Annotated in this window: 12 protein-coding genes and 1 tRNA gene; 9 read left to right on the forward strand and 4 right to left on the reverse strand. The window is 39.4% G+C overall.

Features of this window, described 5'->3' with window-relative positions; genetic code table 11:
• Positions 1–253: 253 nt before the first annotated feature.
• The 4 genes from JWR87_RS01430 to JWR87_RS01445 all read right to left on the reverse strand — a co-directional run bounded on the left by JWR87_RS01430 (position 254) and on the right by JWR87_RS01445 (position 3,564).
• A tRNA-Ser gene (locus JWR87_RS01430) sits at positions 254–340 on the reverse strand.
• A 33-nt stretch (positions 341–373) separates the two neighbouring features.
• Positions 374–1,141 carry a TatD family hydrolase gene (locus JWR87_RS01435; protein WP_297814773.1) on the reverse strand — a complete coding sequence of 256 codons (768 nt, stop codon included), beginning with the start codon at positions 1,139–1,141 and terminating at the stop codon, positions 374–376.
• A 500-nt stretch (positions 1,142–1,641) separates the two neighbouring features.
• Positions 1,642–2,262, reverse strand: a complete 621-nt coding sequence (locus JWR87_RS01440) for a polysaccharide deacetylase family protein (RefSeq protein ID WP_297814774.1) — start codon at positions 2,260–2,262, stop codon at positions 1,642–1,644.
• Positions 2,263–2,544: 282 nt separating this feature from the next.
• A complete protein-coding gene (locus JWR87_RS01445; RefSeq protein ID WP_297814775.1) occupies positions 2,545–3,564 on the reverse strand; it encodes a DUF6569 family protein in 1,020 nt (339 codons plus the stop codon).
• Between the two features lie 64 nt (positions 3,565–3,628).
• Between JWR87_RS01445 and gltX the strand changes: the two genes are divergently transcribed.
• The 9 genes from gltX (at position 3,629) to JWR87_RS01490 (ending at position 16,023) form a co-directional block, all read left to right on the forward strand.
• Positions 3,629–5,158 (forward strand): glutamate--tRNA ligase, encoded by a 1,530-nt coding sequence (gltX, locus tag JWR87_RS01450; RefSeq protein ID WP_297814776.1) that lies wholly within the window; start codon positions 3,629–3,631, stop codon positions 5,156–5,158.
• A 143-nt stretch (positions 5,159–5,301) separates the two neighbouring features.
• The gene (locus JWR87_RS01455; RefSeq protein ID WP_297814777.1) at positions 5,302–6,840 is read left to right on the forward strand and encodes a glycosyltransferase family 39 protein; all 1,539 of its coding nucleotides are present in this window, start codon (positions 5,302–5,304) and stop codon (positions 6,838–6,840) included.
• Positions 6,841–6,879: 39 nt separating this feature from the next.
• Positions 6,880–7,299: a cobalamin B12-binding domain-containing protein gene (locus JWR87_RS01460; protein WP_297814778.1), complete on the forward strand. Its 420-nt coding sequence runs from the start codon at positions 6,880–6,882 to the stop codon at positions 7,297–7,299.
• Positions 7,300–7,361: 62 nt separating this feature from the next.
• Positions 7,362–8,138, forward strand: coding sequence for an enoyl-CoA hydratase-related protein (locus tag JWR87_RS01465; protein WP_297814779.1), 777 nt, complete (start codon positions 7,362–7,364; stop codon positions 8,136–8,138).
• A gap of 106 nt (positions 8,139–8,244) precedes the next feature.
• The gene (gene fumC / locus JWR87_RS01470; RefSeq protein ID WP_297814780.1) at positions 8,245–9,645 is read left to right on the forward strand and encodes a class II fumarate hydratase; all 1,401 of its coding nucleotides are present in this window, start codon (positions 8,245–8,247) and stop codon (positions 9,643–9,645) included.
• Positions 9,646–10,044: 399 nt separating this feature from the next.
• Positions 10,045–12,015, forward strand: coding sequence for a KUP/HAK/KT family potassium transporter (locus tag JWR87_RS01475; RefSeq protein WP_297814781.1), 1,971 nt, complete (start codon positions 10,045–10,047; stop codon positions 12,013–12,015).
• Positions 12,016–12,156: 141 nt separating this feature from the next.
• The gene (locus tag JWR87_RS01480) at positions 12,157–12,972 is read left to right on the forward strand and encodes a polysaccharide biosynthesis/export family protein (protein ID WP_297814782.1); all 816 of its coding nucleotides are present in this window, start codon (positions 12,157–12,159) and stop codon (positions 12,970–12,972) included.
• 42 nt (positions 12,973–13,014) lie between these two features.
• Positions 13,015–15,417, forward strand: coding sequence for a tyrosine-protein kinase family protein (locus JWR87_RS01485; RefSeq protein ID WP_297814783.1), 2,403 nt, complete (start codon positions 13,015–13,017; stop codon positions 15,415–15,417).
• A 99-nt stretch (positions 15,418–15,516) separates the two neighbouring features.
• Positions 15,517–16,023 carry a UpxY family transcription antiterminator gene (locus tag JWR87_RS01490; RefSeq protein WP_297814784.1) on the forward strand — a complete coding sequence of 169 codons (507 nt, stop codon included), beginning with the start codon at positions 15,517–15,519 and terminating at the stop codon, positions 16,021–16,023.
• Positions 16,024–16,044 lie beyond the last annotated feature (21 nt).

Genomic DNA, 16,044 nt, shown 5'->3' on the forward strand with positions numbered 1-16,044 from the left:
TAAAAAAGGTAATCTTTCAGATGAAGATATTCTTTGGAAAGTTGCTAGGCAAGCACCATAAATTTAAAGACGCACCAGAAGCCAAATGACATCTAAAAAGCTGTCTACAATTTATTTAATAAGCAAATATTAGAGAATTTCGTTGTGTTCTTTGTGGTTCTTCGTGTTCCGTGAGACGAAACTCTGACCTATATAAAAAGAAAAAATCCTTCATGCTCTGAAGGATGTAGATAAAGTTTTCTTATGTCATTAGCGGAGACGGCGAGATTCGAACTCGCGATACAGTTTCCCGTATACACACTTTCCAGGCGTGCTCCTTCAACCACTCGGACACGTCTCCTAATACTGTTTAGGCAAAAATAGGTATTGAAATTTACTGTCCGAATATTTTTTCAGTATTGGATGAAGTTATTTCTGCTACCACCTCTATACTCACGTTTTTTATTGCTGCTAGTTTCGCCGCAATAAAAGTTAAATAACTGCTTTCATTTCTTTTGCCTCGAAAAGGAACGGGGGACAGGTAGGGGGCATCTGTTTCTAAAACCAGATGGTCAAGGGGAATATCGTTAAGCGCTTCTCCAAGGTTTGCGTTTTTGTATGTAAGTACTCCGCCAATTCCAAGGTAAAAGCCAAGTTCGATAATTTTTTTCGCTGTTTCATTGGTGTCGCCAAAACAATGAAAGATTCCTTTAAGACCCCTTGCTGCAAACGGCTTTACTGCTTCTATCGTTTCCTGCATCGCGTTTCGGGTATGAATTACAATAGGGGAATTATATTGCAATGCCAGCTCCATTTGTCTGTCAAAAGCTTCAAACTGCTGTTGTTTAAAAATAGTATCCCAATAAAAATCAAGTCCAATTTCACCTACAGCTACGAACTTTCTTTGTGAAAAATGCTTTTCAATTATTTGCAGTTCTTCCAGGTAATTTTCTTTTACAGAACAAGGATGTAGTCCCATCATCGCGAAGAATTCGCCTGGATACAGCTCTTCCAGCCTTAGCATATCTTCAATTACTTCGCTATCAATCGCCGGAAGATAAAATTTAGATACACCTGCATCTCGTGCTCTTTGTAACACCAGGTCAAAATCTTTTTCAAAATCTTTTGAATATAAATGGGTGTGACTATCAATAAGTCTCATTGCGCAAAGTTCTCCTTTTTTGATAATTATTTAAACAGCGTTTCTATCCGTTTACAGTGTACCCGTGGCAGAAATTGATCTTTAAATATATTTTTCCCTCTGTTGCGAAAATAAAATTTGCATGTTGTGCGTTTATACTTCTGACAATTGCATTTTGACAAACCGATGATAACATACGCTTTATCAAAAAGTTTATTAAAGGTTTGAATAAACAACCAAAACTAAGTTTTCATAGGGTACGGATTAAAAACGGGCCGGGGTTTCTACCTCAGGCCCCATTTTTTTTGCCGCATAAAGATGACAGTGACTGATGATAGTTGACAGATAAAGTCAGTACTACCTTTGATAAAAGTTAAGAAAAGCAGCACAAAGGTTTGCCGATGAACGGAATGCGTCGCAACGAAGATTCCATGAAAAACAAATGCCGGAAACAAAAAAAGCTACAAGCTATTAGCTTCAAGCTTCAAGCCCGGTAAACCTGTAACAGGTAACCGCAATTGTCAACTTCTTGCAATTGCTTTCATCTCATATCCTTTTTCAGAAAAAAATTGCAGTGCTTTTGGCAGGGCATATTCCAGTCTTGAAAAAGCTTTTTCACTGTCATGAAAAACGATGATAGAGCCGGAAGCTGCGTTGGAAACAACATTGTCAAAACACTTTTTCGGGGATAAGGATACATCAAAGTCTCCGCTTAAAACATTCCACATAACGATGTTAAAAACCGGCGACAATTCTTTGACTTGAGACTTTGTTATTCTTCCATACGGCGGACGAAAGAGTGTACTATTTATGACACGTTGGGCAAGAATGACATTTTTGAGGTAGATAATATCGCCTGTCTTCCATCCGTTGAGATGGTTGTACGTGTGGTTGCCTACCTGGTGACCTTCATCCAGTATTTGTTGGTACACCTCTGGAAATTGCTTTATATTTTTTCCAATACAAAAAAAAGTTGCTTTGGCATTATACTGTCTTAAACACTCAAGTACAAAAGGCGTTATGGTTGGGTGAGGACCATCGTCGAATGTTAGAAAAATTTCCTTTTTTTCGGTTGGTATTTCCCAGGTAACATTAGGGGAGTATAATTTTCTGAGCCACCAGGGAGTTTTAACTAAATACATGGTGCAAAAAAACAAAAAAGTGAATATTCGACCTCAAATTTCTTTGGTTAATGTTTACTGTTCCTCGTAGTAAAAATTTACCTTAGATGCTGCAGTGTACTTTTTATCTGCAGTACTAACCACCCCTCAATATTTTTTTAAAAAATATTCTATCCCCTCCCTGAAAAATCAGGGGAAATTGTCACGTCTATTTTTTAATTACTGCGGCTTAACATTCTGCGTTTTCCCCTGCTTTTCAAGAAGGGGCAGATTTTAATGCATAGCATTATAAATCAGGGGTGGTTACTCATCATCATATGCAATAAGATGTATCACCCTCCCATCACTTACCTGCAACTTCCCATGAGTGGTTACATATATTTTTTGCCCGGGTTCATCTATTAAGACTTTATCCATAAAAGTTGTTACCCTTGCAAGCGGAACTTTTGGAGGAGCACCATTTTTCCTGACCGTTTGCACATGACTGGTCAGCATGTTCTTAAAAGAGATGTTGGTTAATTCAGCAGTTGAAAACAGTTCTGTGTTGATTATTTTATTGGCCGTAAGAAAAATAAAGCCTGCAAAAATACTATCGGTCTCGCTATATTTTTTCATAAAATACCTGATATAGTCACTGTCATCCTTCGTGTTATTATTGTATAATTCAAGATAAGAATACGTTTCACTTTTTTTATTGTTCACTGCAAATTGCCTGTCAATTTCCTTCCATACTTCAGCCTGCCGGCCTTTCACATTCATCGTTTTTTGCAGTTCACTATTAGCTACCCCTGCCGTTTTGAATCCCTTAGGTTTGTCTTCCCAACGCCGTTTTTCTACGCAATAAACATGCACATAATCTGTTGAACCCGGAGTAATGATTTGTGTTTCCGCCACCATCCTGTCTTGCTTACCACCATCTAATATTTCACCGCTTTGTATAACTACATCTTGTTTCGAATGATTTGTAACCTGCAGCCAGTTTACATCCGCCCCTTTTTCATACTGCATTTCCTGCAACTTTATTTTATTCTTTTTCAGCGCTTCCTCTAACAAAAGGGGTTTAGAACTAATTGCATGACCTGGCAGGGGGCCACCTTCTCCTCCTTTAAATCTCACAGGTATTATCTGCAGGTTTTTAAATATCCACAGAGAATCGTATTGCACTTTCAACTCTTTATATGTTAGTTGAGCATGAGCTTTACTAAGAAAAATGAAAAGCACAATACCTGTACTTATTAACCTGACTTTAGTAAATTTTACATCTGTTGCATTGCGCAGTGCAATAAACATGCAGTCTAAAATCAATCTAAAAACACTATCCATACATACCTTTTAAATTTAAAATGCTTTTCACTCAAGCGTTTTCAAGGTTTATCTTTGCCCTATTATGGAAAAGAAAGTAAGGGTTCGTTTTGCTCCATCTCCCACGGGCGGATTACACCTTGGTGGTGTTAGAACGGTTTTATATAACTATTTATTTGCAAAGCAACACAATGGAACGTTTGTTCTGCGCATTGAAGATACCGACCAAACGAGATTTGTAGAGGGAGCGGAAGAATATATACAGGAATGTTTGAAATGGTGTGGCCTTGAACCAGATGAAAGTCCGCTTAGTGGCGGGCCATATGCCCCCTACCGGCAGAGCGAAAGAAAAGAAATGTACAGGCAATATGCAGAGCAACTGGTTACACAAGGCAATGCCTATTATGCTTTTGATACTCCACAAGAATTGGAGGCGATGCGCGAAAAGTTTAAGTCAGAAGAAAATCCTTCACCTCAATATGGCCATGGCATCAGGGAAAAAATGCGTAATTCATTAACGTTACCTGCAGATGAAGTAAGCCATTTGTTAAGCGGAGGAGCCCAGCATGTTATCAGAATAAAAATGCCGGAAGACGAAACCATTACTTTTACTGACATGATACGTGGTGAGGTTTCGTTTAATTCGTCGCTTACCGATGATAAGGTATTGTTGAAAGCCGACGGGATGCCTACCTATCACCTTGCCGTGGTCGTTGACGATTACTCAATGAAGATTACCCATGCTTTTCGCGGGGAAGAATGGTTGCCTAGCGCCCCTGTTCATGTATTGCTTTGGAAATATTTAGGTTGGATGGAAGAGATGCCGGAATGGGCACATTTACCACTGATTTTAAAACCAGATGGACATGGAAAGTTAAGCAAACGCGATGGTGATCGGTTAGGGTTTCCGGTTTTTGCAATGAATTGGAAAGATGCAAAGAATGAAGAGGTAACGACTGGTTTTCGTGAACTGGGATTTTTGCCGGAAGCTTTTATAAACCTGCTTGCAGTACTGGGGTGGAATGATGGAACAGAACAGGAACTGTTTACAATTGAAGAACTGGTTGAAAAATTTTCGTTGACACATGTACATAAAGGGGGCGCAAAGTTCAACTATGAAAAAGCGAAGTGGTTTAACCATGAATGGATAAAAAAGTATAAGGTAGAAGGCTTGAGGCAAAAGGTGAAAGAAGTGTTTGCCGCAAATGGCCTGGAGGCGTACGATGATGAAAAGCTGGATGTAGTGATTGAATTGGTGAAGGATCGTTGTACTCTTTTGACGGATTTCTGGCAGCAGGCTTCCTTCTTTTTTATGGCGCCAGAAACAATAGATGTTGCTTCGGTAAAACCAAAATGGAACGAGGATAAAGCGATGTTTTTCGATATTCTTTCAGAGAAATTGGTTTTGTTAGAGGAATGGAATGTTGCCGATATTGAAACTCTTTTTAAAGAAACTGCTGCTGAGAAAGGTATAAAAATGGGAGAGCTGCAATTACCTTTTAGAATAATGTTAGTGGGTGGAAAGTTTGGACCAACTGTTTTTGATATTGCGGAGCTAATAGGTAAAAAGGAAACGATAGAAAGAATTCGGAAGGGGTTAAGTCTGTTGAGTTAAGTAGCGTTTTATTTAAAAATTTTATTTCTATTATCATTTTTAGCGGAGTATTAAATTATAAATCAATAATTTATCTTACCTGCTAACGGTTCAACTGTTTCGTTTAATAACTGCTTATTATTATCTTTCTGCAAACCTCTTGCATGGCTGTTATATTTCGGTATCGTGTTGCCCTCATCCTGGCCTTCATAAAATTTCTATTACCTTATTTATTACAGGATCCGTTATACGAATTGCACCGCGATGAGATGTTATACATTCCTCAGGGCAACCACATGGGATGGGGATTTATGGAAGTGCCTCCACTGCTCTCGGTGTTCTCCAGGCTAACTATCCTGTTGGGAAATAGTTTCTTTTGGATAAAATTCTGGCCCTCGCTTTTTGGAGCGATCAATGTGGTTCTTGTTTGCAAAATGGCAGCAGAGATGGGCGGAAAATTATTTGCCCAACTAATTGCAGGGTTATCGTTGATTGCAGGGGTTTACCTGAGAGTGCATTTTCTGTTTCAACCCAACTTTTTAGAAATATTCTTCTGGACGCTAAGTGCATATTTCATCATCAGGTATATAAATACAAACCAAACAAAATACATTTATTTTTTAGCTGTTGCCCTTGCTTTGGGTTGGCTAAGTAAATATTCTGTAACCTTTTTTGGTGCAGGCATTGTGGTTGGCCTGCTGCTTACTAAAAACCGCAAAATTTTTTCGTCCAAACATCTTTACCTGGCAGGCTTACTTGCATTTGTAATTATACTTCCCAACGTGTTGTGGCAGTATAATCACAAATGGCCTGTGGTGCATCACATGAAAGAATTACGGGAAACGCAACTTCAATACCTCAATCCGTTTGATTTTTTAAAAGACCAGGTACTTATGCATTTGCCTTGTTTTTTTGTGTGGGTAGGTGGATTAGTATGGTTGCTGGTTTTTAAATCCGGAAGACCATATCAAATAATTGCATGGATGTATGTAACAGTGATTGTTCTACTCATTGCCAGCAACGGAAAGAATTATTATTCTTTAGGAGCATACCCCATGTTGTTTGCTGCGGGAGGTGTGTGGATAGAGCAGGTTACTGCAGTAAAAAGATATTCGCTTCGCTTTGTGTCGGTAGTCATTATCCTCATTTTATTTGTTCCGCTTATTCCTGTTTTATTACCGGTTTGGAAGCCTGCAACATTGGCGGCTTACTATAAAAAAACAGGTTTTGATAAAGCGGGTGTCTGTAGATGGGAAGATTTACAGGATCACCCTTTACCACAGGACTTTGCCGACATGATAAGTTGGAGCCAAATGGGGGAGAAAGTCTCGGCAGTATATGCTTCGCTGCCTGATACGACTAAATCAAAAACCCTTATTTTTTGTCGTAATTATGCGCTGGCAGGTGCTACTACTTATTATGGTAAGGGGTTGGGCCAGGTAACAAGTGACAATGCAAGCTTTTTATTTTGGATGCCGGACACCTATAATATAAAAAACCTGCTTTTTGTTGGAAGAAGAATACCTGGCAAAGATGACCTGGTATTTCAGCAATTTGAAAAATATACGGTTATTGATAGCATTACTACGCCGATGGCGAGAGAGCGCGGCGTAAAGATTATTTTGTATGAAAACGGGAATGACAAAGTAAACGCCATGATCGGGGCTGGAATTAAAGAAAAGAAAGATGAATACAGGCGATAAGTGTTCATCGTATTTTTGCACCCATAACTATTCCTTTAGATGATGTTCGAAAAGAAAAGGCCGCTTAGAGTACTGATTGCAAAAGTAGGTCTGGATGGGCACGACCGTGGCGCAAAAGTGATTGCCACAGCCCTTCGCGATGCAGGTATGGAAGTCATTTATACGGGTCTCCGTCAAACACCTGACATGGTGGTAAATGCGGCACTACAGGAAGATGTAGATGCCATTGGGATAAGTATTTTGAGCGGAGCTCACATGACTGTCTTTCCTAAAGTCGTCCAGCTGATGAAAGCAAAACAAATGGATGATGTATTGTTAACCGGCGGCGGAATTATTCCGGATGATGATATGCAAACGCTAAATGAAATGGGCGTTGGAAAACTTTTTCCTCCCGGAACACTTACATCTGAAATTGCACAATATATTAGAGAGTGGGTGAAAGAAAACCGCAGTTTCTAGGAGGCCTGAGATTAATTGAAGACAATAAATTAACAGACACTTTTCTATTTCAAAAACAATGTATGTATCAAACCCTTCTTACTTCTTTAGAAGAGCAAATCTTTATTATCACCATCAATCGTCCTGACAAGCTAAATGCCATTAACAATATGGTTATGTCAGAATTATCTGCAGTAATTGATGAGGTGTATCATAATGCGGAGATAAGATCTGCCATCATAACCGGTGCGGGGCCAAAAGCCTTTGTAGCGGGCGCCGACATCAGTGAGTTTGAGGGATTGACTATTGAAGAAGGCAAAAAACTTGCTCAAAAAGGACAGGATGTATTTCAAAAAATAGAAGATTGTCCAAAGCCGGTTGTGGCGGCAGTTAACGGCTTTGCATTAGGCGGCGGTCATGAGCTGGCGATGGCTTGTCATTTTAGAATAGCAAGTGAAAACGCAAAGTTTGGCCAACCCGAAGTAAACCTTGGTCTCATACCGGGCTATGGTGGTACACAAAGGCTGGTTCAGCTGATTGGTAAAGGCTGTGCTATTGAAATGATGATAACAGGAAACATGATTGATGCAAATACCGCTTTACAATTAAATCTGGTAAATTATGTTGTTCCCCAGAACGAATTGCTGAACCGAGCAAAATCAATATTAGCAATCGCAAACAGTAAAGCTCCGTTGGCGATTTCGAAATGCATAGAAGCAGCCAATGCCGTTTTTAATGAAACAAAGAACGGGTACCAGGTAGAAATGACAGGCTTCGGTGAATGTTTTGCAACAGAAGATATGAAGGAAGGTACAGCCGCATTTCTGGAAAAGAGAAAAGCGGTGTTTAAGGGAAAATAGCAGGAGAATCATGAAAGATAAATTTTAATAAAGCCTCAAATTTGTACACGAAAAGCTTGCAGCGTAAAGCTTGCCGCTTCAACATCATACACTAATACAACACAACATGGACTACCGGATAGAAAAAGACACAATGGGCGAAGTAAAAGTGCCATCACACGTTTACTGGGGAGCTCAAACACAACGAAGCATTGAAAATTTTCAAATAGCACAAGACATCAACAAGATGCCTAAGGAAATAATTAAGGCTTTTGCTTACCTTAAAAAAGCCGCAGCACTAACTAACTCTGATGCAGGCGTGCTTGCAAAAGAAAAAGCCGATTTGATAGGGCTGGTGTGCGATGAGATTCTTGAGGGTAAACTCGATGACCAGTTTCCGTTGGTAGTTTGGCAAACAGGTAGCGGAACCCAAAGCAATATGAATGCAAACGAGGTGATCGCCTACAGGGGACATGTAATAAAGGGCGGACAGTTAACCGATAAGGAAAAATTTCTTCATCCCAATGATGATGTAAATAAATCCCAGTCTTCAAACGATACGTTTCCTACTGCAATGCACATTGCGGCATATAAGATTCTTTCTGAAGTTACTATCCCCGGTATTAAGAAGCTAAGAGATACGTTGGCAGCAAAAAGCAAAGAATTTATGCAGGTGGTTAAAATAGGCCGCACCCATTTTATGGATGCCACCCCTCTAACACTTGGGCAGGAAATCAGCGGCTATGTTAGCCAGTTAGATCATGGGTTAAGAGCAATTAACAACACCCTGGCCCACCTAACAGAGCTTGCTTTAGGCGGCACCGCAGTTGGTACAGGTATCAATACTCCGCAAGGGTATTCTGAAAATGTAGCAAAACATATTGCCAATCTCACCGGCCTTCCTTTTGTAACTGCTGAAAATAAATTTGAGGCGCTTGCCGCCCACGACGCAATAGTGGAAGCGCACGGGGCACTTAAGACAGTTGCTGTAAGCCTCATGAAAATTGCGAACGACATTCGCATGTTGTCTTCCGGCCCCCGTAGTGGTATTGGCGAAATTTTTATTCCGGATAATGAACCTGGTTCATCTATCATGCCTGGTAAGGTAAATCCTACTCAAAGTGAAGCACTGACCATGATTGCTGCACAGGTTATGGGTAACGATGTATCGGTAAACGTAGGTGGTGCTATGGGGCATTTCGAGTTAAATGTTTTCAAACCTTTAATGATCTACAATTTTCTTCACAGTGCAAGGCTGATCGGCGACGGCTGTGTAAGCTTCAATGATAGATGTGCCGTCGGCATACAGGCAATCGAAGCAAATATTAAAAAACATGTCGACAACAGCCTCATGTTGGTAACGTCTCTAAACACAAAGATTGGTTATTATAAGGCAGCCGAAATTGCACAAAAGGCACACAAAGAAGGAACTACTCTAAAAGAAATGGCTGTAAAATTAGGCTACGTCACTCCTGAAGAATTTGATCAGTGGGTTGTTCCGGCCAATATGGTAGGGGAAATAAAATAGGGCCTTTTTTAGGTCACAAACCAATAACCCTGTTTCATCATTGTTGCGTCGCATTACGTTCGGCGGCAACTATTCTATGTAGCTTCAGTTGCAATTGTATAAAGCCACTTTATTAATTAGAGTGGCTTTATACTTTAAAACCAATTGTTTTTCTTGCCCGAAAATGAGATTTTAAGCGCATAAAGAGCTCAGAGAAAGCTGAATAAAAAATAAAAAGTACCAGTGAGTGACACAACGATGTTGAATAAGGTTTTTCTGGTGACTAAAAAGCAACTTTAGAAAAGGAGCGAAACCAGAATAAATGGGAGTATTTGTGTTTTCAAATATTATGTTACAGGAAGAGTGAATGGTTATACATTTGTTTTACTTTCCCTGTTTAAAGGGAAAATTTAATCTAACATGGGTTCTCATTCGAATAATAAGATCTCTGCTGCCGGTATTTTAATAGCCCTTGGAATAATATATGGTGACATCGGTACTTCTCCTCTTTATGTCTTAAACGCAATTTTAAAGAACAGGGCTGTAACAGAGTTGCTGATTTTAGGATCCTTGTCGTGTATTATTTGGACGCTTACGCTGCAGACTACCATAAAATATGTGATACTAACTTTAAGGGCCGACAACAGGGGCGAGGGAGGTATTTTTTCACTCTTTGCCCTTGTTAGAAGAAGGCGTAAGTGGCTGGTATTTGCGGCAATGATAGGCGGTGCAGCGTTGCTGGCCGATGGCATGATAACACCTCCGATTTCTGTATCATCTGCCATAGAAGGATTAAAGAACATTCCCGCTTTCGCTGCTATTACCGACAATACAATTGTTGGAATTGTACTGGCTATTATAGCTGCCCTATTTTTTGCACAGCAGTTCGGTACAGCTTCAATCGGAAAATTATTTGGGCCGGTGATGACTTTGTGGTTTCTGATGCTGGGGATTTTAGGAGTATCTCACATTGCAGACTACCTGCCGGTATTCAAGTCATTTAATCCATTATATGCTGTTAGGTTACTTACCCAATACCCCGAAGGGTTTTGGTTATTAGGTGCGGTTTTTCTTTGCACTACCGGTGCCGAAGCTTTGTACTCTGACCTTGGGCATTGTGGTAAAGGCAACATCAGGGCCTCGTGGGTGTTTGTAAAAAGCTGTTTAATTATTAATTATTTAGGGCAGGGAGCGTGGCTGTTGGCCGGTTATAAAGGCATGGTAATTTCGGAAAATATGATTACAAAAGGTTTCAATCCTTTTTATGGCGTTATGCCTGACTGGTTTGTAATCATTGGAATAGTTATAGCAACTACTGCGGCCATTATTGCCAGCCAGGCCCTTATCAGCGGTTCGTTTACTTTGATCAGTGAAGCAATAAGGTTAAACCTTTGGCCAAAGATGAAGATAAAATATCCCTCGGAGGCGAAGGGCCAGCTCTTTGTTCCTGGAATCAATGCAGTACTTTTTGTGGGTTGTTGTGGCATTGTGCTTTACTTTAGAAAGGCGACCAATATGGAGGCAGCGTATGGCCTGGCCATTACCATGTGTATGATTGCCACCACCATTCTTTTTGCTAACTATTTAGTTCTTCACAGAACTTTTAGAGTATGGATTTACCTTTTTTTAGTGGTCTACCTATCTATTGAAGTTTCTTTTTTAGCAGCTAATCTTGAGAAATTTCCGCATGGAGGTTTTGTAACGCTGATTGTTGGTGGTGCTCTTTTTTTAATTATGTACGTGTGGTACCGTGCAAGAAAGATTAAAAACAGGTATGTTGAGTTTGTGCGCGTAGAACATTACATTTCTAACCTGCAGGAGTTAAGTAACGATAAGACGATTCCCAAATATGCCACCCATCTTGTGTACCTGACCAGTGCCGATAATCCAAATGAAATAGAACATAAGATCATTTATTCAATCTTAAACCGTAAACCCAAGCGAGCCGATATTTATTGGTTTATTCATGTTGATACCCTGGATGATCCATACACAATGGAATATAAGGTAGACCATATAATACCTAATGATATTATTAGGGTAGAGTTTCGGCTGGGATTTAGAGTGCAACCGCGAATAAATCTTCTATTTAGAAAAGTAGTGGAGGACCTGGTAGCAAATAAAGAGGTAAACGTAACCAGTCGTTATGAAAGCCTGGAACGCAATAATGTGATTGGCGATTTTCAATTCATTAAAATGGAAAAGTACCTAAGCCAGGATAACGAACTTCCTTTTGCAGAGAAATTGATTATGCGGTTTTACTTCTGGCTGAAAGAAGTTAGCCTGTCAGAAGAACGAGGTTTTGGTCTCGACACAAGTAATGTAAATGTCGAAAAATTCCCACTGATTGTAGCCCCGGTAACAAACGTAAAGTTGAGACGACTGGAATAATCGCTACTTTTTTGTTGTCCTTTGCTTATCTATACCCAAAAACGGTTTTCGAGTTTGTTTCATCCTATTTACCGTTATTCACAATGTTTAATAGGTAAAAACGTTTGAAACGAATAAACAAATAATATTATACAGTATTTTATGATCAAAATTCCAGGAGGAGTGCAGTTTGTTGCTGCAACGAACCTCACAGGTAGGCTTTCGTGTATTACTGGTATGTTGCTTTTTATTTGTCTTTACGGAACTTCGTGCATTCCTTCAAAAAGTCTTAAATACTTTAGTAATTTAAGTGACTCTCAAATAGTACGTCTTCCCAGGTTAGAGAAACCGCAGGCCCGAATTATGCCAGAGGATATACTAGATATTAGAATTTCAGGTGCCAATGAAGCTACCGCCGCCTTACTAAATACGTACTCGAGTACGACTAGTGCAACCTCTCCTGCCAATGCAAATACTGGTTACCTTGTAGATAATAAAGGTGATGTTGAGTTTCCGATAATGGGAAAGATACGTGCGGCAGGTTTATCACGAGAAGAGTTCAGAGACAGGTTAAAAGAGCGGGTTTCTAAATATTTGAAAGATCCTTTGATTTCAGTAAAATTTACAAACTTCAGGTTTTCAGTTTTGGGCGAGGTAAAAACCCCCGGCAGCTTTTTGGTGCCACAAGAACGGGTAACTATCCTGGAGGCCTTAGGCCTGTCAGGAGATATGACTGCCTATAGCCGGCGAACAAATGTGAGAATTATACGGGACAGCAGTGGAAACCGTGAAGTTGGACAGCTCGATTTTACGGATAAGGCTATTTTCACTTCGAAGTACTATTACCTGCAAAGAAACGACATTGTGTATGTTGAAGCAGAAAAGACCAAGAGTCAATTTGAGGATTTTTCGCGCGTGTCCTCAATTGTAGCAACTTTCGCAAGTATCATTGCCCTTACAATAACAGTTTTGAGATAGTAAATTTGTAGGTAAGTTTTAACCGGTTTTAATTTAGAAATAATGAGTTACCCTATAAATCCAGCAGAAAACGAATTTGCCATTCCGGCAGGTAGTCAGTTTGATGTTAAAAAGTTTATTTATAAAATTATTGGTGTATTGCCCTGGTTTATTGTAAGTATAGTGCTTTGCATTATTGCTTCTAAAATTTATTTACGGTACACTATGCCTGTAAGTAAAATTTCTGCCTTCTTATTAATTAAAAGCCAGGAAGACGGCGGGAATTCTGATTACAAGACTTTAAAAGAAATGGGACTGGTAACGCAGAACAACGACGTTCAGAATGAAATGGACATTATCCGTTCTTATGCTTTAATGAGAAAAGTAGTTGACTCATTGCACCTTAACGTGAATATTTATAAAGAAGGACGAGTTACGGCGTCTCCTATTTTCGGCGAAAAGTCTCCTTTTTCAGTTAAAGTAGTGGAACCACAACCTAATGCAAAACCGGGCGGATTTAAAATAGCTTTAAGAGAAAATGACTTTTTAATAGGTGACCAGGGATCAGAAAAAAAATATAGTTATGGGCAGGTTTTCGAAACCGACTTCGGTAAAATAAGTATAGACCGCAATCCTAATTTAAAACTTGATCCTAATGGTTTCAGGGTATTTTTTACTGATAAAGAAGGTGAGACTAAAAAGTATAAAAACGCCATAGATGTAAGATTGACTCACGACCTGGGGGGTATCATAGAAATATCCATGGCAGATGAAATCCCTGAACGGGCCATCATGATCGTTAATAAATTGATAGAAGTATACAATAACGCCGGTTTAGATGATAAAAACGTGGCAAGTATCAGAACCATCAGATTTTTAAATGAAAGAATAGATACGGTTGCACGAGAGTTAAACTCAGTTGAGCTTAGCAGCGCCCGCTTTAAATCTTCAAATAAAATCAATTCTATATCTGCAGAAGCTACTTCATATTTGGGGCAAGCAGTAAGTATTGACAATAAGAAAGCAGACCAAATGGCTCAAATAAGGGTTTTAGAGTCTTTGGAAAATTACATAACTGCGTCAAGAGCAGGCAGCGATGCCATCCCATCGAGCCTGGGCATAGGTGAACCCACATTAATTTCATTAATTACTACACATAATACGCTTACACAGGAAAGGCAAAGAATGGCTTTAAAAAGTACTGAATCCGATCCTCTTGTGGCTAACCTCAATTCGCAAATTCGGGACATTAGGGAGAACATTGTTAGTAATATAAAGGCACTTAAAGGCGGATACAATAGTAATTTAAACCAGGTACAAAGTACTTATGGTAACATCGAGAACAAGATTTCGAGTTTGCCAACAAAGGAAAAACAATTGGTAAATCTTTCCCGCCAGGTCAATCTCAAGGAGTCGCTGTATTTATACTTACTTCAGAAAAGAGAGGAGTCGCAGCTTTCTTTGGCTTCCAATATAAATAACACGCGTTTAGTAGACAGTGCTTTTAATACCGGAGTAATAAGACCAGTGGCCTCTCAAATACAGTTGTTTGCATTGCTGATAGGTTTGGCAATTCCTACTTTGATATTAGTATTGCGCGATTTTTTCAATAATAAGATAAGCGATAGAAAAGAAATAGAAGAGGGTACAACGGTTCCTATTTTGGGTGAGTTGTCTTACGAAAAAAATAAGAAAAACATTGTTATTGATAATAAAAGCCGTACTCCAATTTCTGAACAGTTCCGGCTTATCCGTACCAATATTCAATACATGGGAGCCGAAAAGCCGGTTAAAACAATTTTGTTGTCTTCTTTTATGAGTGGCGAAGGAAAAAGTTTTGTATCCCTGAACCTTGCAAGCAGCATGGGTATTACTGGCGCAAAAACCGTTATACTAGAATTTGACCTTCGTAAACCGAAACTAAGTAAGTATTTAAACATCTCAGGAGAATATGGTATATCTAACTACATCATCAAAGATATTCCGATAGAAGACATTATTAAGAAGGTGCCTGGCAACGAACACATTCACGTAATTAGTTCCGGACCAATTCCACCAAACCCTGCTGAATTACTGCTTAGTCCTAAAACGGAATACCTGATGAAATACCTGCGCGAGAACTTTGATGTAATCATAATCGATACAGCTCCCGTAGGATTAGTGACTGATGCACTATTGCTTGAAAAATATGCCGACCTCACCATGTTCATTGTACGCCACAAATACTCTTCAAAAGCTGTTATTCCGTTCGTAGAAAAACTGAACAGGGAAAAAAAGATTAAGTCGCTGGCCCTTGTGGTAAATGGAATTAAAAATGATACTTCGTTTGGTTACGGTTATGGTGGCTACGGTTACGGATATGGTTATGGCTACGGTTACGGGTATGGTTACGGTTATTACGTGCAGGATAAGAAGAAAGGTTTTCTTGAAAATCTGCTAGGTGGGTTTAGTAAAAAGGATGCTTAGAAATTCGTTTTGTGAACATATTTTTGTTACTTAAGTTACTACCGCTTGTAAAGAAGATGGGAGTGAGGTAGCGAAGCTTTGAAAGAATGAAAGTTAAATATGGAAAACGATAAGAAGTGGTTTGCTGTTTACACCAAACCAAGATGGGAAAAAAAGGTTGGACGGGTTTTAGAGCAAAAAGGGATTGAGTGCTGGTGTCCCCTTCGAAAAGTTGAAAAACAGTGGAGTGACAGAAAGAAGGTAATAGAAGAGCCACTGTTTACCTCTTATGTTTTCGTGAACATTAACGAAAAGGAGAAAACTCCGGTGTTAATGACTGACGGGATTTTGAACTTTGTTTATTATGTGGGTAAGCCGGCAGTTATAAGAGACGAGGAAATTGATATAATTAAAAAATATCTTTCTGAGAAAGATGCCTCTGTTTCTGTTCAATCCCTCAATTCTCTAGACGAGAATACAAGGATTAAAGTTAATCACGGTGTGTTTATGGACACTACCGGTACTGTTTTGAAAGGCGGGAAGAAAAAAGTATTTGTAAAGCTTGAAAGTCTTGACCAGGTGATGATAGTGGAGTTTCCAATTGAATACCTGTCGCCGCTTTTCTAATTTCTGCATTAATCCATCTCC

Source organism: Segetibacter sp., from assembly GCF_025963695.1.
Taxonomy (GTDB): Bacteria; Bacteroidota; Bacteroidia; order Chitinophagales; family Chitinophagaceae; genus Segetibacter.

Bases quoted from the DNA above. Each gene is read 5' to 3' on its own strand.
- JWR87_RS01435 (WP_297814773.1), bottom strand. From the start codon at position 1,141: ATGAGACTTATTGATAGTCACACCCATTTATATTCAAAAGATTTTGAA.
- JWR87_RS01440 (WP_297814774.1), bottom strand. From the start codon at position 2,262: ATGTATTTAGTTAAAACTCCCTGGTGGCTCAGAAAATTATACTCCCCT.
- JWR87_RS01465 (WP_297814779.1), top strand. From the start codon at position 7,362: ATGTATCAAACCCTTCTTACTTCTTTAGAAGAGCAAATCTTTATTATC.
- JWR87_RS01445 (WP_297814775.1), bottom strand. From the start codon at position 3,564: ATGGATAGTGTTTTTAGATTGATTTTAGACTGCATGTTTATTGCACTG.
- JWR87_RS01485 (WP_297814783.1), top strand. From the start codon at position 13,015: ATGAGTTACCCTATAAATCCAGCAGAAAACGAATTTGCCATTCCGGCA.
- JWR87_RS01475 (WP_297814781.1), top strand. From the start codon at position 10,045: ATGGGTTCTCATTCGAATAATAAGATCTCTGCTGCCGGTATTTTAATA.
- JWR87_RS01455 (WP_297814777.1), top strand. From the start codon at position 5,302: ATGGCTGTTATATTTCGGTATCGTGTTGCCCTCATCCTGGCCTTCATA.
- JWR87_RS01460 (WP_297814778.1), top strand. From the start codon at position 6,880: ATGATGTTCGAAAAGAAAAGGCCGCTTAGAGTACTGATTGCAAAAGTA.
- gltX (WP_297814776.1), top strand. From the start codon at position 3,629: ATGGAAAAGAAAGTAAGGGTTCGTTTTGCTCCATCTCCCACGGGCGGA.
- JWR87_RS01490 (WP_297814784.1), top strand. From the start codon at position 15,517: ATGGAAAACGATAAGAAGTGGTTTGCTGTTTACACCAAACCAAGATGG.
- JWR87_RS01480 (WP_297814782.1), top strand. From the start codon at position 12,157: ATGATCAAAATTCCAGGAGGAGTGCAGTTTGTTGCTGCAACGAACCTC.
- fumC (WP_297814780.1), top strand. From the start codon at position 8,245: ATGGACTACCGGATAGAAAAAGACACAATGGGCGAAGTAAAAGTGCCA.